At 48.0% G+C, this 23909-nt stretch carries 20 protein-coding genes and 1 pseudogene; 14 read left to right on the top strand and 7 right to left on the bottom strand.

The annotated features are described in order from the left end of the window. Nucleotides 1-27: 27 nt before the first annotated feature. The 7 genes from ftsE to U1F02_RS08770 all read left to right on the top strand — a co-directional run bounded on the left by ftsE (nucleotide 28) and on the right by U1F02_RS08770 (nucleotide 7326). Complete coding sequence (gene ftsE, locus U1F02_RS08800) at nucleotides 28-696, top strand: cell division ATP-binding protein FtsE (protein ID WP_409990011.1); 669 nt, start codon at nucleotides 28-30, stop codon at nucleotides 694-696. Further along, complete coding sequence (gene ftsX / locus U1F02_RS08795) at nucleotides 693-1775, top strand: permease-like cell division protein FtsX (protein ID WP_409990010.1); 1083 nt, start codon at nucleotides 693-695, stop codon at nucleotides 1773-1775. The genes ftsE and ftsX overlap by 4 nt, the downstream gene beginning before the upstream one ends. Before the next feature lie 234 nt (nucleotides 1776-2009). Then, entirely contained in the window at nucleotides 2010-2870 is an 861-nt protein-coding gene (rpoH, locus tag U1F02_RS08790) for an RNA polymerase sigma factor RpoH (protein WP_409990009.1), read from the top strand. A gap of 230 nt (nucleotides 2871-3100) precedes the next feature. Further along, on the top strand, nucleotides 3101-3469 hold the full coding sequence (locus U1F02_RS08785; protein WP_409990008.1) for a DUF423 domain-containing protein: 369 nt from the start codon (nucleotides 3101-3103) through the stop codon (nucleotides 3467-3469). Between the two features lie 94 nt (nucleotides 3470-3563). Next, on the top strand, nucleotides 3564-4253 hold the full coding sequence (gene trmB / locus U1F02_RS08780; RefSeq protein ID WP_409990285.1) for a tRNA (guanosine(46)-N7)-methyltransferase TrmB: 690 nt from the start codon (nucleotides 3564-3566) through the stop codon (nucleotides 4251-4253). Between the two features lie 200 nt (nucleotides 4254-4453). After that, nucleotides 4454-5491 (top strand): OmpA family protein, encoded by a 1038-nt coding sequence (locus U1F02_RS08775; protein ID WP_409990007.1) that lies wholly within the window; start codon nucleotides 4454-4456, stop codon nucleotides 5489-5491. Between the two features lie 323 nt (nucleotides 5492-5814). Next, a complete protein-coding gene (locus tag U1F02_RS08770) occupies nucleotides 5815-7326 on the top strand; it encodes a tryptophan halogenase family protein (RefSeq protein WP_409990006.1) in 1512 nt (503 codons plus the stop codon). Nucleotides 7327-7389: 63 nt separating this feature from the next. Here the strand turns inward: U1F02_RS08770 and recQ are convergent, their stop codons facing one another. After that, on the bottom strand, nucleotides 7390-9189 hold the full coding sequence (gene recQ, locus U1F02_RS08765; protein ID WP_409990005.1) for a DNA helicase RecQ: 1800 nt from the start codon (nucleotides 9187-9189) through the stop codon (nucleotides 7390-7392). A 136-nt stretch (nucleotides 9190-9325) separates the two neighbouring features. Between recQ and U1F02_RS08760 the strand changes: the two genes are divergently transcribed. Next, nucleotides 9326-10510, top strand: coding sequence for an alpha/beta hydrolase (locus tag U1F02_RS08760; RefSeq protein ID WP_409990004.1), 1185 nt, complete (start codon nucleotides 9326-9328; stop codon nucleotides 10508-10510). A gap of 1 nt (nucleotide 10511) precedes the next feature. Further along, the gene (gene chrA, locus U1F02_RS08755) at nucleotides 10512-11855 is read left to right on the top strand and encodes a chromate efflux transporter (RefSeq protein ID WP_409990003.1); all 1344 of its coding nucleotides are present in this window, start codon (nucleotides 10512-10514) and stop codon (nucleotides 11853-11855) included. A gap of 155 nt (nucleotides 11856-12010) precedes the next feature. Here the strand turns inward: chrA and alkB are convergent, their stop codons facing one another. The 5 genes from alkB to tkt form a co-directional block, all read right to left on the bottom strand. Then, entirely contained in the window at nucleotides 12011-12658 is a 648-nt protein-coding gene (gene alkB, locus U1F02_RS08750) for a DNA oxidative demethylase AlkB (protein ID WP_409990002.1), read from the bottom strand. Between the two features lie 7 nt (nucleotides 12659-12665). Then, entirely contained in the window at nucleotides 12666-13091 is a 426-nt protein-coding gene (locus tag U1F02_RS08745; protein WP_409990001.1) for an NUDIX hydrolase, read from the bottom strand. Between the two features lie 79 nt (nucleotides 13092-13170). After that, a complete protein-coding gene (locus U1F02_RS08740) occupies nucleotides 13171-14343 on the bottom strand; it encodes a phosphoglycerate kinase (protein ID WP_409990000.1) in 1173 nt (390 codons plus the stop codon). A gap of 93 nt (nucleotides 14344-14436) precedes the next feature. Then, entirely contained in the window at nucleotides 14437-14757 is a 321-nt protein-coding gene (locus U1F02_RS08735) for a hypothetical protein (protein ID WP_409989999.1), read from the bottom strand. Nucleotides 14758-14832: 75 nt separating this feature from the next. Further along, a complete protein-coding gene (tkt, locus tag U1F02_RS08730) occupies nucleotides 14833-16836 on the bottom strand; it encodes a transketolase (protein ID WP_409989998.1) in 2004 nt (667 codons plus the stop codon). A gap of 496 nt (nucleotides 16837-17332) precedes the next feature. On the opposite strand from tkt, the gene U1F02_RS08725 reads away from it, so the two are divergent. The 5 genes and pseudogenes from U1F02_RS08725 to tnpA all read left to right on the top strand — a co-directional run bounded on the left by U1F02_RS08725 (nucleotide 17333) and on the right by tnpA (nucleotide 22993). After that, complete coding sequence (locus tag U1F02_RS08725; protein WP_409989997.1) at nucleotides 17333-18508, top strand: metalloregulator ArsR/SmtB family transcription factor; 1176 nt, start codon at nucleotides 17333-17335, stop codon at nucleotides 18506-18508. A gap of 250 nt (nucleotides 18509-18758) precedes the next feature. Continuing rightward, nucleotides 18759-19913: a methionine adenosyltransferase gene (gene metK / locus U1F02_RS08720; RefSeq protein WP_409989996.1), complete on the top strand. Its 1155-nt coding sequence runs from the start codon at nucleotides 18759-18761 to the stop codon at nucleotides 19911-19913. A gap of 163 nt (nucleotides 19914-20076) precedes the next feature. Then, entirely contained in the window at nucleotides 20077-21447 is a 1371-nt protein-coding gene (ahcY, locus tag U1F02_RS08715) for an adenosylhomocysteinase (RefSeq protein ID WP_409989995.1), read from the top strand. Nucleotides 21448-21518: 71 nt separating this feature from the next. Further along, nucleotides 21519-22367: a methylenetetrahydrofolate reductase [NAD(P)H] gene (metF, locus tag U1F02_RS08710; protein WP_409989994.1), complete on the top strand. Its 849-nt coding sequence runs from the start codon at nucleotides 21519-21521 to the stop codon at nucleotides 22365-22367. Between the two features lie 179 nt (nucleotides 22368-22546). Next, a pseudogene (gene tnpA, locus U1F02_RS08705) lies at nucleotides 22547-22993 on the top strand (IS200/IS605 family transposase). 54 nt (nucleotides 22994-23047) lie between these two features. Here tnpA and mutM read toward each other — a convergent pair. Beyond that, complete coding sequence (mutM, locus tag U1F02_RS08700; RefSeq protein ID WP_409989993.1) at nucleotides 23048-23860, bottom strand: bifunctional DNA-formamidopyrimidine glycosylase/DNA-(apurinic or apyrimidinic site) lyase; 813 nt, start codon at nucleotides 23858-23860, stop codon at nucleotides 23048-23050. Nucleotides 23861-23909 lie beyond the last annotated feature (49 nt).

Genomic DNA, 23909 nt, shown 5'->3' with positions numbered 1-23909 from the left:
CCAGAAAAATCAATTCAAGGAGCCTGCGTGATACGTTTTGATAACGTCAGCAAACGCTACGACAACGGTTTTGAAGCGCTTTCGCGCATCAGTTTTGCTGTCGAGCCCGGCGAAATGCTGTTCTTAACCGGGCACTCAGGTGCCGGTAAAAGTACGCTTATGAAGCTCATCATGCAGATGGAGCGCCCCAGCAATGGCCAGATTATGGTCGATGGGCACGACCTTAATCGCATGTCGTCCAGCCAAATTCCCTACTATCGCCGCAACATAGGCGTGGTTTTTCAAAATCACCAGCTGTTGTTTGATCGCAGTGTGTTCGACAACGTCGCCCTACCCCTGCAAATCGCCGGTCTGCCGCCACAGGAAATCGGCAAGCGCGTGCGCGCAGCGCTCGATAAGGTGAGCCTGTTGGAAAAGGAGCGCTTGAATCCCATAGTGCTTTCGGGCGGCGAACAGCAGCGCGTGGGTATTGCGCGTGCCGTGGTGAACAAGCCAACCATGCTCTTAGCGGATGAACCTACCGGAAATCTCGATCCCGAGTTATCCGAAGAGATCATGACATTATTCCGCCAGTTCAACGAAGTTGGCGTCACGATTCTGATTGCTAGCCACGACGTTGAGCTGCTGAAGCGAATGAACAAACGCATTCTCGGCTTGGTGGAAGGCAAACTCGTACATGATGGGGTGCTCTGGTGAAATCAAAACGTCCCTCAGTTGCGGGCAATCGCCCCAGCACTCGTCCATCCACCGGAGCCACGCGCGGTGCGACCGCAACTCGCCGTCCGGAACGCCCGCCCGCGCCCGAACCCACCCATCGCCAGCAAGGTGCGGTGCAAAGCAAGGTGCGCATTGCGGATAAATTTGACGCCTATTTTGCGCACCACAGTACCTCTGCCATCGACAGCTTGGCTCGCCTTTTCGAAACGCCCTTCCAAAGCTTAATGACGTGGCTCGTAATTGCTATTGCTGTTGCCATTCCTGCAGCGCTTTACATCGGCTTCGCCAACTTGCAGCAATTGGGCGAAAGCTGGGAAGGTTCCAGCCAGGTTTCGGTGTTTCTCAAGCCAGAAACTACGGATGCCCGCGCCGAAGAAATGCGAGCCAAACTCGCGACCCGTGCGGATATTGCCAAGGTGGTCTACGTATCCCCTGCGCAAGGTTTGGCAGAGTTCAAAGCGCAATCCGGCTTGGGTGAAGTGGTGGATAGTCTGGAAAAGAATCCGCTTCCCGGCACTTTATTGGTCACTCCACGCTTGGCAGATGGCAGCGATGCAGCCGTAACCTCACTTGAGCAATCCTTGTTGGCCGACCCCGCCGTTGCGGATGTTCGCTTGGACATGCAATGGGTAAAACGCCTGCAGCAGTTGATGGTGTTGGGCAAGAAAATGGTATACGGCTTGGGTGGGCTACTCGCTTTGGGTGTTTTGCTGGTGATTGGCAATACCATCCGCTTGGCAATTGAAAATCGCCGCGATGAAATCCTAGTCATCAAACTGGTAGGCGGAACCGACGCCTACGTTGCGCGCCCCTTCCTCTATACCGGTTTGTGGTATGGCATTGGGGGTGGCTTGCTGGCGTTGCTTATACTCGGTGCAGGCTTCCTGTGGGTGTCTGCTACGGTTGACCAACTGGCGGCGCTTTACCAAAGCAACTTCCGCCTGCAGGGCTTGGGGGTGTTTGGCAGCATGCAGTTGGTACTGCTTGCAGGCTTAACGGGCTTGCTGGGCGCGTGGATTGCAGTGGTTCGCCACTTGATCCAAATTCAGCCTCGTTGACGTATATCAAACAGATTAAATGACAAGCATCACTTGTGAAACTTTCCGCCGGATAGCACTCTAAAATAACAAGTGCTAGACTCCATTTCCCGGCGTTTAGCTGAATGAACTTATGGAGCTCTCTTTGTTCAAACAGATGTTGATCAAAAGACAGATGTTGATGATGTTCATAAAGAGGCTCGTCCAAGGTTCGATTATGATTGTATTACCAAAGCAGTTCACTGGAGAAAACATATGAGCACAAGCACAAGTCTGCAGCCCATAGGCGTACTTGCCCCCGGCGCAAACCTGAACGCCTATGTTCAAGCGGTAAGCGCTTTTTCCATTCTGTCGGTAGATGAAGAGCAAGAGCTCGCTAAAGATTTATATTTCAACGGCAACCTCGATGCGGCGCGTAAGCTCGTTATGGCGCACCTTCGCTTCGTGGTTCACATCGCCCGTTCTTACAACGGTTACGGTTTGCCTTTGGGTGATTTGGTTCAAGAAGGCAACGTAGGTTTGATGAAGGCCGTAAAACGCTTCAATCCTGATAAAGGTGTGCGTTTGGTGTCTTTTGCGGTGCACTGGATCAAAGCCGAAATTCACGAATTTATTCTGAAAAACTGGCGCATTGTTAAAATCGCCACCACCAAAGCGCAACGCAAGCTGTTCTTTAATTTGCGCGGTGCTAAAAAGCGTTTGGCATGGTTGAGCAACGACGAAGCCGCTGCTGTCGCGCAAGATTTAGGTGTAGACATCAAACAAGTTCGCGAGATGGAAGGCCGCTTGGCATCTTACGATGCAGGCTTTGATGCGGACGAAGACGATGAAGATAGCATTTACGTAGCACCAGCTCATTACTTGGAAGATAACCGCTACGATCCGGCAGTGCGTTTGGAAGAGTCCAATTGGGAAGAATCCAACGTAAATGGTTTGGAATTGGCGATGCAAAAGCTGGACGACCGCAGCCGTGCCATTCTGCAACGCCGCTGGTTAAATGACGACAAAGCAACTTTGCACGATTTAGCCGCAGAATATGGCGTATCTGCCGAGCGTATTCGCCAGCTTGAAAAGAACGCCATGAACAAAGTAAAAACCATGATGATGGAAGCCTAATAAGCCGACTGATTCGCCGCAAAGCCGCGCCTAGCGCGGCTTTTTGTTTTTGGGCTACTACATTGAAAATGTTCTTTAGTTCCATTTAAACCGGGAGTCGTCATCCTCGCGTAGCGGGGATCCAGCTTTTGGTTTTTACATTAGCTTTTAAGAGCTGGATCCCCGCTGCGCGAGGATGACGACTCCCAAATAAACAATAAGTCAGTCGACAATAAGATTGTGAGCAATAAATGCAACGAACCTTTCTAAGTTTCGCCGCCATTAGCGGCTTTTTAAGTGTTTGTTTGGGCGCTTTTGCCGCTCACGGTTTAAAGAACCAGATTCCGCCCGAGTCTCTCGCCATCTGGCAAACCGGTGTCCAATATCAGATGTATCACGCGCTGGCTTTGTTCGGCGTGAGCCTGCTTTATCCAACCTCTGCATCAAAAGCCTTAAAGCTGGCCGGTTTAGCCTTTATACTGGGCAGCTTTTTATTCAGCGGTAGTTTGTACGCGCTCGCGATAGGCGCTCCAAAACCATTCGGTATGATCACCCCAATCGGTGGGCTGAGCTTTTTGGTGGGTTGGGCAGCTCTGTTTGCGGGGGCTTTGCGCCGCTAATTTTTTCATTTCGTCGGTCTCCTTGTTGGTATTTATGTCGTCAGATTCTCTGGAGTTTATCGCTGCTGCTGAGGCAGGCGAAGAAGGCTTTTTGATCAAGCCTGAGTTCAAACCCAAATCCATTCGTAGCTTTGTGATTCGCGCGGGCCGCATTACCTCCGGCCAAAAAGCCGCTTTCGATACTTGGTGGCCCACCTACGGCCTCAGTTTGTACAAGGGCAAAATTAATTTGGCGGATATTTTTGGGCGTAGCGCACCCGTGGTGCTAGAAATTGGCTTTGGTATGGGTGATTCGCTGCTGGAAATGGCGAAGAACGAGCCGGACAAAGACTTTATTGGTATTGAAGTTCATCCGCCAGGTGTTGGAAAGTTGATTAACGAGGCGGGAAAAGCGGGCGTTAAGAACTTGCGCGTGTATATGGCTGACGCCATGGATGTCCTCGAAGATTGCATTCCAGACGCTTCAATCGACCGCTTACAGTTGTATTTTCCCGATCCTTGGCACAAAAAGAAGCACAATAAACGTCGTATAGTTCAGCCTGCGTTCGTCCAAAAGTTGCGTCCAAAATTGAAAATTGGCGGTGTTTTCCATATGGCGACCGACTGGCAGCCTTACGCAGAACATATGCTAGAAGTGATGAACGTCGCCGAACAATATCATAACTTGTCGCCATCTAAAGATTACTGTGAGCGTCCCGAATATCGCCCAATCACCAAGTTTGAAAAGCGTGGAGAGCGACTGGGTCACGGCGTTTGGGATTTGTTGTTCCAACATTGTTCATAATTTGTTAAGGTGACGGCATTAAGAATAACAATGAAATGGATTTTAAAACTGCGCAATTTGCAGAGAATGGTAATAAGCCAACCTGTAGACCAAGAAAAAACGGTGAATCAAAGAGAGCTAGCTCTGAAGCAGAAGCAGCCAAAAAGCAGTTACCGGATTGATCAAATCGTTATAGATAGCTATTTATGGAGACTCAAAAAATGGCACACACACACAAGAAAGTTTTATCTGCCCTCGTTGCAACCCTGATTTCATCGGGCGTATTTGCAGACAATCATAAGTTTGAAGTACAAGTAGGCGTAGGCCGTACTTTTTTTGATGAACCAAGAGATGACGCTACTACTGGCAGCTTGGGTTTCGGTTATGTTCTGAATAAGAACTGGACCCTCGAAGCGGTAGCAAGTGGTTTCAATACTGAAGTGTCTAATTCAAATCTTGATGTTGATGGCCGCCAGTACCGTTTGGACGCGCTTTATAACATCGATACCACCAGCCTGTGGCGTCCCTTTGTTGCGTTCGGCGTGGGTGACCAATCGCTGAAAGTAACTGGCATGAAGAATGATCGTGATACCTTGGTAAACCTTGGTGGTGGTTTGAAACATTCTTTGGGTGGTAACTGGGAATTCCGCAGTGACATCCGTTTCTTCAACAGTCTTGACCGTGAGTATACTGATTTGGCGTTGAATGCAGGTATTAGCTACCTTTTCGGAGCTGAACCAGTTCGTGCAGCGGCGCCAGTAGTTGCGGCTCCAGCTCCCAAGCCAGAAGTTGATACCGATGGTGACGGTGTGTTCGATTCTAAAGATCAATGCCCTGACACCCCAAAACAATACAAAGTTGACGCTGTTGGTTGCCCAATGGAGTTGACCGAAACTGTTGCGGTTAAATTGGCTGTTAAATTCGATACTGCTAAATCAATCGTTAAAGACGAATACGTTGATGATATTGGCAACCTCGCCAAGTTCATGAACCAATACGCTAACACTGTAGTAACCGTTGAAGGCCACACCGACAGCCAAGGTGCTGATGCGTACAACGAGAAGTTGTCGCAACAACGCGCTGAAGCTGTAAAACAAGTGTTGATCACCAAGTTTGGTATTGCTGCTGACCGCGTTACTGCGAAAGGCTTTGGTGAGGCTCAACCTGTAGCTGACAACGCAACTGCTGCTGGTCGTGAAGAAAACCGTCGCGTGGTAGGTGCTGTTTCTACTGACGTGAAAAAGAAACAAACCAAGTAATTACATCTACTTGATGATGTTGTTGCGTAAAAAACCCGGCTTATGCCGGGTTTTTTTTCAGGTTAATTTTGTTGATATTATCTGCCGTTAAAGTCTACAAAAATCAAATAGCAAAAATCATGGTTTTGATAAGCTGAATAAGACGAACGCGCATGTTTTGCCGTATGATTCGTGCAGCGTCAGTATGACAAAGTCCAATAGTTATAACTGATCTGCGCAGGCTTGAGTGCAATTCCTTAGCAGGCCTAAATCCGTGCGCGTCTGAAGGGTGGCTCAACTCATGAGCGGGCAATTCCGGTCAAAAACAAATAGAGAATAAGAGCATGAATGATCAAAATATTAAAAGAGTCGTTATTGCGGGTGGCGGTACTTCTGGTTGGATGGCAGGAGCCATCCTGTCCCAACAATTAGGCAAAGTGTTGGATATCACCTTAGTAGAATCCGAAGATATCGCTACCGTTGGAGTGGGCGAATCTACAGTACCCCCTATGCGTGCACTCAATAGGCTTCTTGGTCTCGATGAACAAGAATTCATGCGCGAAACCGCCGCAACCTTCAAGCTCGCCATTTGGTTTGAGAACTGGAGAAAGATTGGCGAGCGTTATATCCACCCTTTCGGTACTAACGGCCAACCTACATGGGCGTGTGATTTCCACCATTATTGGTTGCACAGTTTGAAGCTGGGTCTTGATTCCGGCTTGGGCGATTATTGCTTGGAATGGGTGGCTGCCGATAAAGGTCGTTTTGAAACCTCGCCGCAATCGGACATCAACTTCGCTTATCACGTAGACGCTGCGCTTTACGCCCGTTTCTTGCGCAAACTTGCGGAGAAAAACGGCCTTAAACGTATTGAAGGCAAAATCAGAAGCGTTGATCAGAACGCAACTACAGGTTATATCGAATCGCTGACGCTTGAATCTGGACAAGCGGTTGAAGGTGATTTGTTTCTGGACTGTACCGGCTTCCGCGGTTTGCTGATAGAACAGGCGTTGAATACCGGTTTCGAGGATTGGACACATTGGTTGCTGAACGATACCGCGATTGCTTTGCAAACCGAAAACGTCGCACCGGTTCAGCCTTACACCAGCGCGATTGCTCATGAGGCCGGATGGCGTTGGAATATTCCACTGCAACACCGCACCGGTAATGGTTGGGTGTTCAGTAGTCGTCATATGTCAGTTGACGAAGCCACCAGCAGATTGCTGGCTGCGGTCGACGGGAAACCCACACGTGATCCTTGGACGGTGAAAATCCGCACGGGTCGCCGCCGTAAAGTGTGGAATAAAAACTGTATCGCCTTGGGGCTTTCAAGCGGCTTTGTTGAGCCTCTGGAATCAACCAGTATTCATATGATTATGAGTACAGCGATTCGACTAATGCACTTCTTCCCTCACAGCGGAATTGATCAGTCGGTAGTGGATCGTTTCAACGCCGAAGCACGTCAAGAAATCGAAAGTATCCGCGATTTTATTATTCTCCACTACAACACCACCGAGAGGGATGACACGGCCTACTGGCGCTATTGCAAAAATATGGAGATTCCAGACACGCTTAAATCGCGCATCGAACTCTTTAAAAGTTCTGCCTACGCATTTCAGGAAACCCGCGAACTCTTCCGCATAGATTCATGGACTCACGTAATGCTCGGCCAAGGGATGATGCCGAGGGATTACCACCCAGCCGCGCGTTCAATTCCAGACGAGCAGTTGCTGACTTACTTGAATAAATTTAAAGACACCATTGCTCAGCGCGTGACAGCTATGCCCACCCATCAGGAATTTTTAGATAGGTATTGCCCAGCGAACCGCGATGTATGGGGCGTATTGAAAGTTTAGGGTTGGATGTGACCAAAAGGGTTGATTGCAGTTTGTGCAATCAACCCTTTTTCATTGTGCGATTTAATACTCCACTTCACGAATCACTTCCAAAAACTCATCACCAAATCTTTCTAGTTTGCTCTGGCCAACGCCGGTGATGGATAACAATTGGTCGTGCGTAATTGGGCGGAACTCCAGCATTTCGCGTAGTGTCGCATCGTGAAAAATGACGTAAGGCGGCACGCCGTGTTCCTCGGCCAAGCGTTTACGACAGGTGCGCAAGGCATTCCATAAAGCTTGGTCTTCTGCATCGACTGTCACACCTTGTCTGCGCGCAACAGTGGCGGTAGTGGCTTTAATCTCGCGTCTCAGATGAACAGTTTCTTCTCCGCGCAGAATAGCGCGGCAGCTGTCGTTTAATTTCAAACCGCCGTAAGCTTGCGCATCAACATCTAAAAATCCGCGCGCAACTAATTGGCGAAAAATAGATTTCCATTCATCTGCGCCCAAATGCTTTCCAATGCCATAGGTGGAAAGTTGTTGGTGCCCGAAAGAATTAATTTTTTCGTTGTTGGCTCCGCGCAACACGTCAATCACATGTCCAGCACCAAAACGTTGGCCGGTGCGATAAACGCAAGAAAGCGCCATGCGAACTGGCTCTGTCGCATCCCAAGTTTGCGCAGGCGTTAAACAACAATCACAATTGCCACAGGCTTGCGCGAGTGTATCGCCAAAATAACGCAATAAGGTTTGGCGACGGCAGGTGGTAATTTCGCACAAACCCAACATGGCATTCAGGCGCTGTTGTTCGTTGCGTTTAAATTCTTCGCTGCCTTCGGAATTGCTCATCATTTGGCGAAGTTTTACCACGTCTTCCAAACCGTAAAGCAGCAGTGTCGTTGCGGGTTCACCATCGCGCCCTGCACGGCCGGTTTCTTGATAATAAGCTTCAATACTTTTGGGCAAATCGAGATGCGCAACAAACCGCACGTCAGGTTTATCAATACCCATTCCAAAGGCAATGGTGGCGACCATAATAATTTGGTCTTCGCGTAAAAAGCGCTGCTGATTTTTTTGCCGAACTTGCGGTGTTAAGCCTGCATGATAAGGCAACGCCGTAAAACCTTCGGCGCTTAACCATTCAGCGGTTTGTTCAACTTTATTTCGGGATAAACAATAAATAATGCCGGAGTGATTTGGGTGCTCGTCGCGCAAAAAACGCAGCAGTTGCACCTTGGGTGTATTTTTCTGTTGGATCCGATATTGAATATTCGGACGGTCAAATCCGTTAACAAATTGTTGAGCGTTTTCCAGCTGCAATCGCGTGATAATTTCTTCACGTGTGCGTACATCCGCCGTCGCGGTTAACGCAACGCGCGGCACTGATGGAAACTCGCGCTGCAGCATATCGAGCTTTAAATAATCCGCGCGAAAATCGTGGCCCCATTGCGAAACGCAGTGAGCTTCGTCAATCGCAAAGAGCGCAATTTTTACCTGGTGCAACATTTCGATAGTACGCGGTTGAATCAATCGCTCAGGAGCAATGTAGAGCAAATCCAATTCACCTTGGTGCATGGCTAGTTCAGTTTGCCAGGCTTCTTGTGCAGTCATGGTGGAATTTAAAAAACCGGCACGAACACCAAGTTCGTGAAGCGCACTGACTTGATCTTGCATCAAGGCGATAAGCGGTGAAACCACCACGCCGACGCCATCGCGCACAAGGGAAGGAATTTGGTAACACAGGGATTTACCGCCGCCGGTGGGCATGAGCACCAGAGCATCCTCGCCGGCGACGAGTGCTGAAATGACCGCTTCCTGCGGGCCGCGAAATTCGTGGTAGCCGAAGACATCTTTGAGGATAGCGTGGGGAGTTTGCATCATGGTGAGAGTATACGGGATGACCGTTCACGAGAACACCGCTAGCGAGTTTGAAAACCTATTCAGCTATCGGTTGACAGCGCTGGTTATAGTGTACGCGAGCTAATATGATAGCGAAAAAAAACCAAGGGCAGGATTTATGAAATATACGATGATGGTAATCGCGCTTGTACTCGTCACTTCGTGCGGCGGATTACCTACAAAAATTCCCTCGCCATTTTCAACCTCGGTAACAGTGGCGCCGCCAAAACAACCCGAGCCACCAGTGGAAGTAACACCACCACCGAGTGTTGATGACAATTTCCATAAAAGCCTGAGCCAAGTCTGGGATAACTATTTTGTTGAAAATTATTCAGACACGCGAGCAGTAGACGTACTGGTTATCAGCAACCGCAAATTGAAGGCCGATAATTTTGGTTGTACTAATGATCAGCTTGGCGTGGAGCTAGATTCTGTAACCCACTTTGGTGCCTGCAAAATCAACGTGCCTAAAAATCACAGCACGGGTTTAATTGCATTCACTAAAGATAACCGCCAGTCATCCCACGAATTTTTTAAAATTCTGAATGCAAAATCGCTTACAGAAGCATCAACCTTTGAATATTTAAAAAAATCGGAACGCTACCCTTTGGTGTTTGTGCATGGGTTTAACTTGCGTTATGAAGATGCGGTATTGCGCGCATCGCAAATTGCCTTTGATTTGAAATACCAAGGCCCGATTGTTTTATTTTCTTGGCCTGCCGGTGCGGGAGATGGTTTTTTAGATAACCAAATGATTACACGTACTTATGATAGCAACTTCAAAAATGCCAAAAATTCTATAGGCGCATTTAAGGCTTTTTTAAATCAGGTGCGTGCCAATAATTTAAAAATAAATTTGGTAGTGCATTCCATGGGGCACCAGATTGTATTGCCTGCGCTAAAAGATTTTGCGCTACTTAACCCCAATAGCAAAGTTATTAATGAACTCATCTTAAACGCCCCGGATTATGAGGCGAATGAATTTATAAACATTGCGGATAGCGTAAAGCAAATCAGCAAACGCATTACGGTCTATTGCTCTTACAATGACCGCGCCATGACGGTGTCTGAAATTTACAATAAAAACCCACGCTTCGGTGCCTGCGCTTTCTCTGAAAATATCGATTCGGTCAATGTGAGCTTAATAGACGCGCCTAGTTTAGGTTTGGGTCATGGATATTATTCGTCGCGCGCTATTCTGGCGGATGTTTTTCAGGTGTTATTAGGGATAGACGCTGAAAAGCGGTTGTTTATGCGCAAGAGCGAGCCGAACAGTACCGAGAAATATTTTTTGAGACAATAAAATGAAAGATGAATTGCAAAATACGGTGCCGGCACCGATTAGCTTTTGGCAGGCGTTTTGGTTTTGGTTAAAACTCGGTTTTATTAGCTTCGGTGGTCCTGCTGGGCAAATTTCTATCATGCATCAGGAGTTGGTAGAAAATCGTCGCTGGATTTCTGAAAAGCGTTTTTTGCACGCGCTAAATTACTGCATGGTTTTGCCGGGGCCAGAGGCACAACAACTTGCGACTTACATCGGCTGGTTAATGCATAGAACGTGGGGCGGAGTTGTTGCAGGCGCACTTTTCGTGTTGCCATCACTATTTATTTTAATTTTTCTCTCCTGGATTTATATCGCTTATGGCGATGTGAGTTGGGTAGCGGGTTTGTTTTACGGCATTAAACCGGCAGTGACGGCGATTGTTCTGCAAGCTGCACATCGTATTGGGTCCCGCGCGTTAAAAAATAATATCTTGTGGGCACTTGCAGGCGCATCTTTTGTGGCGATTTTTGCGTTAAATCTACCCTTTCCATTAATTGTTTTAGGCGCAGCTCTTATTGGTTACTTTGGTGGTCGTTATGCCCCAAATATTTTTAATGCCAGCGCAGGCCACGGTGATGCAAAAAAATCCTACGGCGCAGCGCTTATTGATGACAATACCCCAACACCGACGCATGCGATTTTTAGCTGGTCCAAATTCGCATTGGTATTTGTTGTTGGCATTGTGCTTTGGCTTATTCCCATGGGAATTCTTTGCGCGATTTTTGGTTGGCAGCATGATTTCACGCAAATGGCGTGGTTCTTCACCAAAGCGGCGCTGCTAACCTTTGGTGGTGCTTACGCGGTTTTGCCTTACGTTTATCAAGGTGCTGTGGGGCATTACCAATGGCTTACACCCACGCAAATGATTGATGGCCTTGCGCTGGGCGAAACTACTCCTGGCCCATTAATTATGGTGGTTGCGTTTGTAGGATTTGTGGGCGGTTATGTGAAAGCATTGCTAGGCGCAGAGCATTTATTTTTATCAGGCGCTTTAGCTGCATCCTTGGTGACTTGGTTTACGTTTTTGCCGTCTTTTATTTTCATTTTGGCGGGTGGCCCCTTTGTTGAAACCACGCATAATAATTTGAAGTTCACCGCGCCATTAACAGCAATCACTGCAGCGGTTGTAGGCGTAATTTTAAATCTCGCATTGTTCTTTGGTTATCACGTACTTTGGCCACAGGGTTTTAGTGGCCATTTTGATATAGGAGCAGCGGTGATTGCTGTGGCAGCTGCGATCGCTTTATTTAAATATAAACGTAATGTTATTCATGTGATTGGCGCTGCGGCATTAATTGGACTGGCGATAAAAACTTTTTTATAGCAGCAATGTATTCACAAACCACATCTATGTAGTTTGCTCTTCGGGCAGAAAAAGCTGTGCAAATTGCTCGTACAATTTGTCTCGTGATTGGTGCGGCAGCGCTGATTGGTTTGGCGATAAAAATGGTTTTCTAGAAACAAAGTTTCTTCGTAAAATCAAAGTGCTTTACGAAAAGTTAAATTAATCCGCTGTTCGCCCAGCAGTGGATGCACGCCAGATTTTATTGGCAAAACGCCGTGAAAAAATAAACGCGCCGCGCCGCCCCACACCACTACATCACCATGCGTTAGCGGCACACGAATTGTCTTATCCTCTCGTCGCAAACCGCCTAAGAGAAATATTGCCGGTAAACCTAAGGAAACAGAAACAATAGGTTGCGAAAAGTCCTTTTCATTTTTGTCTTGGTGCAACGACATTTTTGCGCCGACTTTATAAAGGTTTATCAAGGCCGAATCTGGCAAGAAGTTTTCATAACCGGCAGTGGCCGCTGCGCTTACAGCGAGATTGAAAAAGCTGCGCGGCATTGCAGGCCAGTTGGCGCGGGATAAGGCATCTCGCTTGGAATAACGATACCCGTAAGCGTCACTTACCCAACCTGCATCACCACAACTGGTTGTGGCAACAGACATAGGCAAGCCACCGGGCGTTACCATAGTGCGCGGTGGCGATTCGGTAGTTACGCGATTAATATCTTGCAAGAGTTGATTTTCAAGCGATAGCGCAAACCCACGCAACAAAACCGCACCCTGAAGAAGCTCTTGACATTGTTGTGCGGGTTCATTTGCAAATAGATCGAAGTTCATTGGCGATTTAACAACGCGGTGTTAGTTTCGTAAGGAGAAAATCTTCAAATCGTTTCTTTAATCTATCAATAGCTTGAGGATGCCCAAGAAATTCCTCAATGTCCATCAATTGCCAATGCTGACCTTCCTCGCTAAATACAATGGCATCAATTTCTTCTTGTTTGCCATGGGCAACAAAAAAATACGAATTGCCCGTGTTGTTAAAGTTCACACCAACTTTTTTGTAAATCAAACGCGGCTCGTCGAGCTTTATGGAAAATTCTTCCTCTAATTCGCGCAACACACACTGTTCAGGTGTTTCGTCACCCTCGCGCATACCGCCGGGGAAATCCCACATATTGGGAAAAGGAATATGTGCGAAGTCATCGCGAAGATAGACGAGTAATTGTCCGTCAATAATATAGGCAAGCTTGCAGGCGGTGAATTCAGTCATATCCTAACAAACATCTCATAGTAAAAAGCCCGCATCCATTTCTGAATGCGGGCTTCCGAAGTAATTGAATAAAATCTAATTAGTTCTTCGCACGCTCTTCCAAAATCGCAACGGCTGGTAATTTTTTGCCTTCCACGAATTCAAGGAACGCGCCGCCGCCGGTAGAGACGTAAGAAATTTTGTCAGCCAAATTCCACTTGTCGATGGCTGCCAAAGTATCGCCGCCGCCTGCTACAGAAAATGCATCGCTCTCTGCGATTGCGCGGGAGATGGTTTCGGTGCCCTGTGCGAAAGCATCAAATTCAAACACACCGCATGGGCCGTTCCACAAAACGGTTTTGGCGTTTTTGATGATGTCTGCAACGCGTGCTGCGGTTTCCGGGCCGTAGTCGATGATTTCTTCGTCGGCTTGAATTTCATTCGCTTTTTTCGCAACAGCTACAGAGTTGTGGTTCCACTGTTTGAAACCTTCTTTGGTAACGCGTACGTCGGTGGCGTAAACCACTTCGGTGGTTTTGCACAGGCGTTGTGCTTCAGGAATTAAATCTTTTTCGTAGAGTGAGTTGCCAACTTGGTTGCCCGCTGCTGCTACGAAGGTATTTGAAATGCCGCCGCCTACAACAAGAATGTCGGCGATTTTTGAGAGAGCATCTAACACGCTCAATTTGGTGGAAACTTTTGAACCGCCAACGATTGCAACCAATGGGCGTGCGGGTTTATCGAGTACTTTTGCCAATGCTTCCAACTCTGCTGCAAGCAACGGACCTGCGCAAGCGATAGGTGCGAACTTCGCAACGCCGTGAGTGGATGCTTGTGCGCGGTGCGCGGTGCCGAAAGCGTCCATTACAAATACGTCGCAGAGTGCGGCCATTTTTTTGGAAAGTTCGTCTGAGTTTTTGCCTTCGCCCACGTTGAAGCGAACGTTTTCCAAGAGAACTAAATCGCCTTGGTCAGCGAAGCCATCAACCCAATCTTTTACCAGCGGAACATTGCGGCCAAGTTTTTCACTTAAATATTTTGCAACAGGTGCGAGTGAAGAGGCTTCTTCGTAAACGCCTTCGTCTGGGCGACCTAAATGCGACATCACCATCACTTTTGCGCCAGCAGCAAGTGCGGCTTTAATCGTTGGAATGGAGGCGTCAATACGTACAGCTGAGGTGATGCGGCCATCTTCCAGCGGTACGTTTAAATCCTGACGAATCAGCACGCGTTTGCCGGCGAGGTCTTGGTCTTTCATTAGTTTTACGGTCATGGTTTTTGCCTTTTTTAAAGATGGCTGGGTAAGCCTATGTGACGATTTTAAAAATACGAAGTTTACACAATTGGTGGGGCCCTTAGGGGAGTTTTATTCCCATGCGCCTGTTCCAATTTGGGCGAGAAATTCAAATCCTGCGGTGGTTTGGTAACTGACAATAATGCCTGCACCGCAGCGAACATCCAATGAGCGGCCATCCTGGATAATAGAGAGCAATATGTCGGCGGGTTGCGCAGTGGGATTTAACTCAGCGTAAATTTGAACAACTTCGCCATTTGGGAGTACCAGATCTTGTTCTCGCCCCAAGGATAAAAAACTGTCACCACCGTGAGGAGGTAGGTTAATCACAACCTGGGTCAGATCCTCCCCGCCTTCGTTGTAAGAAATGACGAGGTTGTGTAAGGCGGTCATGTATTGGCTCCTTTGTCCGCGCTTTGCGCTACCCAAAAACAAAACACCCGACTTGCGTCGGGTGTTTTTAGTGCTCTAGTCTTCCAGCAATTCTTCTACAGTGCTGACGATGTTATCGACGGTGAAGCCGAAGTATTCGAGCAGCGCTGGGCCGGGAGCTGATTCACCGAAAGTAGTCATGCCTACTACGCGGCCATCGAAGCCCACGTATTTGTACCAGTAGTCGGCAGCGGCGGTTTCAACGGCAACACGCGCGCTAACATTGCTTGGCAATACAGATTCTTTGTAAGCAGCGTCTTGGCGATCAAACACAGAGGTTGAAGGCATAGACACAACGCGAACATTTTTGCCTTTGGCTTTCAAGGCTTCTGCTGCCTTTACGGTTACGCCAACTTCAGAACCGGTAGCGATCAGGATTGCATCTGGTTCGCCTTGTGAGTCAACCAACACGTAACCACCTTTGGCGATGTTAGCCACTTGCTCCGGAGTACGGGCAAATGCATCGAGGTTTTGACGGCTGAATACCAATGAGGTTGGGCCAGTTTTACGCTCAACAGCCGCTTTCCAAGACACGGCAGTTTCAGTCGCGTCTGCAGTGCGCCATGTGTCCATGTTTGGTGTCATGCGCAAGGTCGCCAAAACTTCGATTGGCTGGTGAGTTGGGCCGTCTTCACCTTGACCGATAGAGTCGTGGGTGTAAACGAAGATGTTTTGAAGCTTCATCAATGCTGACATGCGCACAGCGTTAGCGGCGTATTGTTGGAACATGAGGAAGGTTGCGCCGTAAGGGATGAAACCACCGTGGGCAGAAACACCGTTCATGATGGCGCTCATGCCGAATTCACGTACGCCGTAGTACACGTAGTTACCGCTGGCGTCTGCTGCTTCAACACCTTTAGACGCTTTAACCAAGGTGAGGTTAGAGCCCGCGAGGTCAGCAGAGCCACCTAACAATTCTGGCAATACTTCTGCAAACAGAGCGATAGCGTTTTGAGAGGCTTTACGGCTAGCGATTTTCTCGCCTTTTGCTTGGCTTTCTTGAATGAAGGCTTCGGCTTTCGCAGCGAAGTCAGCGGGCAAGTCGCCCTTGATAACACGACGTTCAAATTCCGCAGCGAGTTCTGGGTAAGCAGCCTTATAGGCAGCAAACTTTTCTTCCCATGATTTCTCAGCAGCTGCGCCTTTGGCTTTTGCGTCCCAGCCAGCATAAACATCAGCAGGGAGAACAAAAGGCTCGTATTCCCAACCCAGGGTTTTACGAACCAAAGCCACTTCTTCCAAGCCCAGTGGTGAGCCGTGGCAGTCGTGCGATGCTTGTTTGTTGGGTGAACCGAAACCAATGATGGTTTTGGTGATAATCAACGTCGGTCTTGCAGTAACAGATTGAGCTTCTTGGATAGCCGCTTTAATCGCGTCAGCATTGTGGCCATCAACAGCACGGATTACATGCCAGCCGTAAGCTTCAAAGCGTTTGGCGGTGTCATCGGTAAACCAGCCTTCTACGTGGCCATCGATAGAAATGCCGTTGTCATCATAGAACGCAATCAATTTGCCCAAGCCCAAAGTACCGGCTAAAGAGCAAGCTTCGTGGCTAACGCCTTCCATCATGCAGCCATCGCCTAGGAAAACGTAGGTATGGTGATCAACAACAGTGTGGCCTTCGCGGTTGAATTGCGCGGCGAGAATTTTCTCAGCCAATGCCATACCCACGCCGTTAGCGATACCTTGGCCCAAAGGACCGGTAGTGGTTTCAACGCCTACGGTGTAACCACGCTCTGGGTGACCAGGGGTTTTAGAGTGCAATTGGCGGAATTTTTTGAGCTCTTCCATTGGCAAATCGTAGCCAGAAAGATGCAACAAGGAATAAATCAACATAGAGCCGTGGCCGTTAGACAATACGAAACGGTCGCGGTCAGCCCAGTTAGGGTTAGTTGGGTTGTGCTTTAAAAAGTCGTTCCACAGAACTTCTGCGATATCGGCCATGCCCATAGGTGCGCCTGGGTGACCAGAGTTAGCTTTTTGAACAGCGTCCATTGAAAGAACGCGAATGGCATCAGCCAAGTGTTTACGGGAAGGCATCGTAAGAAGCTCCTAGGTTATTTAGCAAAAGCTAGCATTTCAAAGTTGATTGATTAGCGGTTAAAGCGATCTCTGGCGGATCTTTTCGTCACTCATGCCTACAAAGTAGAAGGCGCGGTGCAGCTGATATCGTTGGAATGTTCCATTTTCAGAGCGCTATGCTCTTTTGCAGAACGCTTTGCGCTTGCTGCTCATAAGATCGCCAGCTCATTATCGTGAGGAACGGCGCGCCCTATAACCGAGGAGCAGGAAGACAACCCTGTAGCCACATGACTGGCAAACGGGGCCGCACATTCTCGCTCAGCTGGACTCAGGGGTAAAGCTAAGTCCGACGAAAATCAGTATCCAAACTGGCACGCATAATATAGTTATGTGGACTATAAGGTCAATTCCAAAAGCATTCATAAACCCATCCACCTCTATCGCGATAAGAAAACTCAAAACCTATATCAAAATATTTTGATATAGGTTTTTTGGCCTGCTAGACTGCACCACTATGAATGAGCTACTCGATCAAGACCATCTCGACCTGCCTGTGCTTACCGAGCAAGTGCATGACGCAGAACTACCTGAGCTTTCTGAGCCAAGGGTGGTGGCTCCGGCATTAGTTGACGCTGCAGATGTACCCTCGTTGCACGAAGTGGTAGTCCTGCCGGTAGTGGAGGCACCGCCGATTTTAACGGATATCGTTGAGCCAGCCTCACTGCCAACGGTGGATGCCCAGTCGCTCCCCAACTTGCTTAAGGCTGCCGGCGACGGTTTCCGTTTAGAAATTTTGCGTGTGCTTGCGCAGGATTCGTTTGGCGTGTTGGAGCTGTGCCGCATTTTTAACGCCAAGCAATCGGGGATGAGCCACCACCTGAAGGTACTCACCAGCGCAGGCTTGCTCAGTACGCGTCGCGAAGGCAACAGCATTTTTTATCGTCGGTCTTATTTAGTGCCCGATAGTCCGCTCGCCAGTTTGCAGCAAGCGCTCTTTGCCAGTATCGATCAATTGCCCATCGCCGAGTCCGTGCAGGTGCAATTGCGCGAACTTGAGCAAGAACGCAGCTTGGCGTCGCAACATTTTTTTGCGGAAAACGCGCATAAATTTCGCGAGCAGCAAGATCTAATTGCCAGCTATCCCGTATATGCAGAGCACATGACGCAATTGCTCAACAATACACCCTTGCGCAACTGGACGCTTGCGTTGGAAGTTGGCCCCGGTGAAGGCGAATTTTTACCGATGCTTGCGCAAAAATTTTCGCAAGTTGTTGCGCTCGATAGCTCCGCAGAGATGTTGCAGAAGTCGAAAGAATTTTCACAGAAACACAATTTGCGCAGTATGGAATTTATTCACGGCGATACGCATGTGCTGGCCGAGAAAAAAGTGCTGGCCGATTGCATAATCGTCAACATGGTATTGCACCATACACCATCGCCTGCAGATATTTTCCAAGATTTAAGCAAAGCACTCGCACCGGGCGGTGCACTTTTGATTTGCGATTTGTGTCGCCACGAACAAGCTTGGGCAAGAGAAGCCTGCGGCGATTTGTGGCAAGGCTTCGAGCCCCAGGATTTTTCACGCTGGGCCGCCGCCGCAAAATTAAACGAAGGCCAAAGCGTTTACTTTGCACTGCGCAATGGATTTCAAATTCAGTTAAGACAATTTTTTAAACCGGCAAATTTCTAGTTGTTGAGAAACCATCTTTTAAGTCGCGTGCGTCGGTGTTAAGTAATTAGGTGGTTTATATTGGAGTCGCCATCCTCGCGAAGCGGGGATCCAGCTCCTAAAAATTTAAATTAAGTAAGTTGAGATTAAAAGCAAAAGTTGGGTCGCCAGCCCGGTGGATCCCCGCTTCGCGAGGATGACGATTCCCTTTTTAAACGAATCCCGGCTGAGTTAAACGTTATTTTTATTTGCATTAAAACAGGAAACCAACATGTCCGAATATTCAGTCTTCACCTCCGAATCCGTATCCGAAGGCCATCCCGACAAAATGGCAGATCAGATTTCTGATGCCGTTCTCGATGCCATCATTAAAGATGATCCTAATGCGCGCGTGGCCGTAGAAACCCTTGTTAAAACTGGTATGGCAATCGTCGCTGGTGAAGTGCGTACATCAACCTATGTTGATTTAGAAGATTTAATTCGCCAAGTCATTCTGGATATCGGCTACAACTCAAGCGATGTTGGTTTTGATGGCGCGAGCTGTGCTGTATTAAATGCAATCGGCAAACAATCTGCCGATATCGCTATGGGCGTTGACGAAGCGAACAACAAAGATCTCGGTGCAGGTGACCAAGGTTTAATGTTCGGTTACGCCACTAATGAAACATCGGTATTAATGCCAGCACCTATTTTCTATTCGCATCGCTTGGTAGAAAAACAAGCGCAATTGCGTAAAAACGGAACCTTGCCTTGGTTGCGTCCAGATGCAAAAAGCCAAGTGACTTTGCGTTACGAAAATGGAAAGCCTGTTGCAGTTGATGCGGTTGTTTTGTCCACCCAACACAGCCCAGACGTAACACAAAAAGAAATTCACGAAGCAGTGCGTGAATTAATTATCAACCAAGTGTTGCCAGCAGAATGGTTGCACGCGGGTACGCAGTACCACATAAACCCAACGGGCCAATTTATTATCGGCGGCCCCGTCGGTGATTGTGGTTTGACCGGCCGTAAAATTATTGTGGATTCCTATGGCGGCATGGCGCGTCACGGTGGCGGTGCATTCTCTGGTAAAGATCCATCAAAAGTTGACCGCTCTGCGGCATACGCTGGCCGTTATGTTGCAAAAAATTTAGTAGCCGCAGGTATTGCAGATCGTTTGGAAATTCAAGTGAGTTATGCCATTGGTGTTGCTGAACCCACATCAATTTCTGTTAACGCGTTTGGCACTGGCAAGCTGCCTGATACGGAAATTGTAAAACTCGTGCGCGAGCATTTTGATTTGCGCCCACGTGGTTTGATTGAAATGTTGGATCTCAAGCGTCCGATTTATCGTCAAACTGCTGCATATGGTCATTTCGGTAGAGAGTTACCTGATTTTACCTGGGAAAAAACTGACAAAGCAGATGCATTGAAGAAAGCGCTTTAATTTTTTTAATTCACCCCTCTCCCCCGCCCCTCTCCCACAAGGGGAGAGGGGAGCCAAACTTCGTAGCGAGTGCTATAGATCTTGCGATGAACAGTTCCCTCTCCCCTTTTGGGAGAGGGTTAGGGAGAGGGGTAAAAACCAAATTCATTTTAGGAAATAAACCATGAGCTTCACCGACTACAAAGTTGCTGACATGTCCCTCGCCACTTGGGGCCGTAAAGAAATTGAAATCGCCGAAGGCGAAATGCCAGCATTGATGGCGCTGCGTCGTAAATACAAAAATTCAAAGCCTTTAGCTGATGCAAAAATTATCGGCTGTATTCACATGACCATTCAAACCGCCGTGTTGATTGAAACTTTGGTTGAATTGGGCGCGGAAGTGCGTTGGTCATCGTGCAATATTTTCTCAACACAAGATCATGCTGCTGCTGCGATTGCTGCTGCGAATATTCCAGTATTCGCGTGGAAAGGCGAAACTGAAGAAGAATTCTGGTGGTGCATCGAGCAAACTATTTTGAAAGATGGCAAACCGTGGGATGCCAATATGATTCTGGATGACGGCGGCGACGTAACCCAAATCGTTCACGAAAAATATCCGCAGATGTTGGACAAAATCCATGGTATCTCTGAAGAAACCACAACGGGTGTTCACCGTTTGCTAGATATGTTGAAAAAAGGCACCTTGAAAGTTCCTGCTATCAACGTAAATGACGCAGTGACAAAAAGTAAAAACGACAACAAATACGGTTGCCGTCATAGTTTGAGTGACGCAATCAAGCGCGGTACAGACCATTTGTTGATGGGTAAGAAGGCATTGGTAATCGGTTATGGCGATGTAGGTAAGGGTTCTGCCGCATCTTTGCGTCAAGAAGGTATGATTGTTAAGGTCACCGAGATTGATCCGATTTGTGCAATGCAAGCGTGCATGGACGGTTTTGAGGTTGTGTCTCCTTACAACGACGGTATTAACACCGGCAAATACGAAGACATTAATCATGCGGTACTCGGTACAACCGATTTGGTGGTGACAACAACTGGCAACGTAAATGTGTGTGACTCTGCCATGTTGCGTGCGTTAAAACGCAGCGCAGTGGTGTGTAACATCGGTCACTTCGATAGCGAAATCGATACAGCCTTTATGCGCAAAAATTGGGAGTGGGAAGAAGTTAAACCACAAGTACATAAAGTGTATCGCGATAAAGCAACTAACGATCATTTGATTATTTTGTCGGAAGGTCGCTTGGTAAACCTCGGTAACGCGACAGGTCACCCATCACGCATTATGGATGGTTCTTTCGCTAACCAAGTTCTTGCGCAAATGTATTTGTACGAACGCAAATTTGCGGATCTTCCTGCGGAGCAAAAAGCAGAACACTTGTATGTTCGTGTGTTGCCGAAGAAGCTGGATGAAGAAGTAGCGAAAGATATGGTGGAAGGTTTTGGTGGTGTGATTACCAAATTAACTGCGCAGCAAGCAGAATATATTGGTTATCCTGTTGATGGGCCGTTCAAACCAGAGTCTTATAAGTATTAATGTTAACTTTGATCACTTCGGCTTCGTTTTTGAAAAACGCGAAGCCGAAGTGACTCTATCGAGAAGAAAAAATGACCGACTCACAGCCGCGTTTAAGTTTTGAATTCTTTCCGCCTAAAACGCCGGAAGGAAAAGAAAAACTCATCAAAGTGCGCGATCAGCTCAACGAATTTGAGCCTGACTTTTTTTCGGTGACCTATGGTGCGGGCGGCTCGACGCGCGACAACACCAAAGGCGTGGTCACGCAATTTAAAAACGACGGTATTAGCATTGCACCGCATTTGTCGTTTGGTAACGACGATCACGAAACGATTTTGCGTTTGTTAAACGAATACAAATTTTTCGGTGTGGATCGTATTGTGGCTTTGCGTGGCGATGTGCCGTCCGGCATGGGTGGTCAACAACAGTTGGTGTACGCCAACGAGTTGGTTGCGTTTATTCGCCAGCACTTTGGTCACACCTTCAAATTGGAAGTGGCCGCTTACCCGGAGATTCATCCCCAAGCGAAAAGCTACTCGGAAGATGTTCGTTATTTAAAAGGCAAGTTTGATGCAGGTGCAGACAGCGCCATCACGCAGTATTTCTTTAACCCGGACTCTTATTTCTACTTTATGGAGCAAACCCATAAAGCCGGAATTACGCAACCGATTTACCCCGGCATTATGCCCATCATCAATTACCGCAACCTCACGCGCTTTTCAGACAGCTGCGGCGCAGAAATTCCGCGTTGGTTGCGCAAGGCGTTGGAAAATTACGCGGATGATGAAGAGAGCTTGAAAGCTTTCGGCGTGGATTTGGTCACCGAGTTGTGCGATGTTCTCTTGGAGAATGAAGCACCTGGTTTGCATTTCTACACCATGAACCAAACGGAGCCGACGGCGCAAATTGTTAAAAACTTGGGCTTGGTTCCTGCCGAATAAAAATTGGCATCGCTTTAAGATGACGAAGAGAAAAAGCCCTGCTGTGCAGGGCTTTTTTATTGCCATTCTAAAACCACCTCCTATGGAGGTGGTGATCAGCTACTCGGGGCTATGCCTGAAAAGTGCCCATGCTAGATACTCAATCGTTTGTTACCAGCAAATGATCAGGAGTAAAAAGCATGAGCAGATATGAATCCGCTTCACACGTATTCTATCGATGTCAGTATCACATTGTTTGGACGCCGAAGTATAGGTTCAAGATATTGACGGGAAATATAGGAAAAGAGTTGTATCGAAGTATTTATGTGTTTTGTGGGATGAAGAATTGCAAAGTAGTTGAGCTAAATGTGCAGATAGATCATGTGCATTTGGTGGTAAGGACGCCGCCCATCATAAGTGTTTCGTAGCTAATGGGGACATTGAAAGGAAGAACAGCGATAAGACTGTTCAATAAATTTCCGTATTTAAGAAAGAATAAAATGTGGGGAAATCATTTCTGGCAGCGTGGCTATTTTGTAGATTCAGTTGGCGCGAATGAAGAGGTGATTCGGAGATACGTACGTTATCAAGATAAGCAGGCGAGAGAGGAAGATGAGCGCCAGCTGCGGTTAGAGGTAACGGTTTAAGACAAGCACCCTTATAGGGTGCTAATCAAAGCCACCTGCTATGCAGGTGGATTTTTACTTCTGGCAGTCCACGCAGTAAACCGTTGTGCGATCCGTCATGCGAACTTCTTTCAAACCTTTTCCGCATTCGGTACAAGGTTCGCCCCCACGCCCGTAAACCAACAGCTGTTGTTTGAAATATCCCGGCTTGCCGTCACCGCCGACAAAATCGCGCAGTGTTGTCCCGCCTTGTTCGATGGAACGTGCAAGGACGAATTTAATATCGCGCACCAAGTCTTCGCAGTTTTTGCGGGTGAGTGTTCCCACTTTGCGGATAGGTTTAATGCGCGACATAAACAGGGATTCGTTCGCGTAAATATTGCCCACCCCCACCACAATATGGCTGTCCATGATGAATTGCTTTACGGCTTGGGTGCGCTTGCGACTGCGCTGGAACAGGTAGTCCGCGTTGAACTCGTCAGTTAAGGGTTCGGGTCCCAACTTGGCCAATAACTTGTGTTGGCTAGGTTCGCCGTCTACCCACAACAAGCAGCCGAAGCGGCGCGGGTCGTGGTAGCGCAAGGCGGTATCGCCAAAAACCCAATCGAAATGGTCATGGGCGTTGGGTGGTGTGTCGGCCGGCACTATGCGAAGGCTGCCGGACATCCCTAAATGGATAAGCGCCTGACCGGTCGCAAACTCAAACAGCAGGTACTTTCCGCGGCGGCTAATATTTCGCAGTTTGTTACCTTCAATCAAACCGGGCAGTTCATTAGGAATAGGCCAACGCAGGCTGGGTTGGCGAATAAGCACGCGGCTGACTTTGCGGTTGATTGTATGGGGCGCTATACCGCGCAGGGTGGTTTCGACTTCGGGTAGTTCTGGCATAGGTGCCCTTCAGGGAATCATCAGCGCATAGCTTGCCAGAAACCGGAGT

It is taken from the genome of Cellvibrio sp. (assembly GCF_046347455.1).
In the GTDB taxonomy this organism is placed as follows: Bacteria; Pseudomonadota; Gammaproteobacteria; order Pseudomonadales; family Cellvibrionaceae; genus Cellvibrio.
This window is presented reverse-complemented; position numbering and strand designations above follow the sequence as displayed.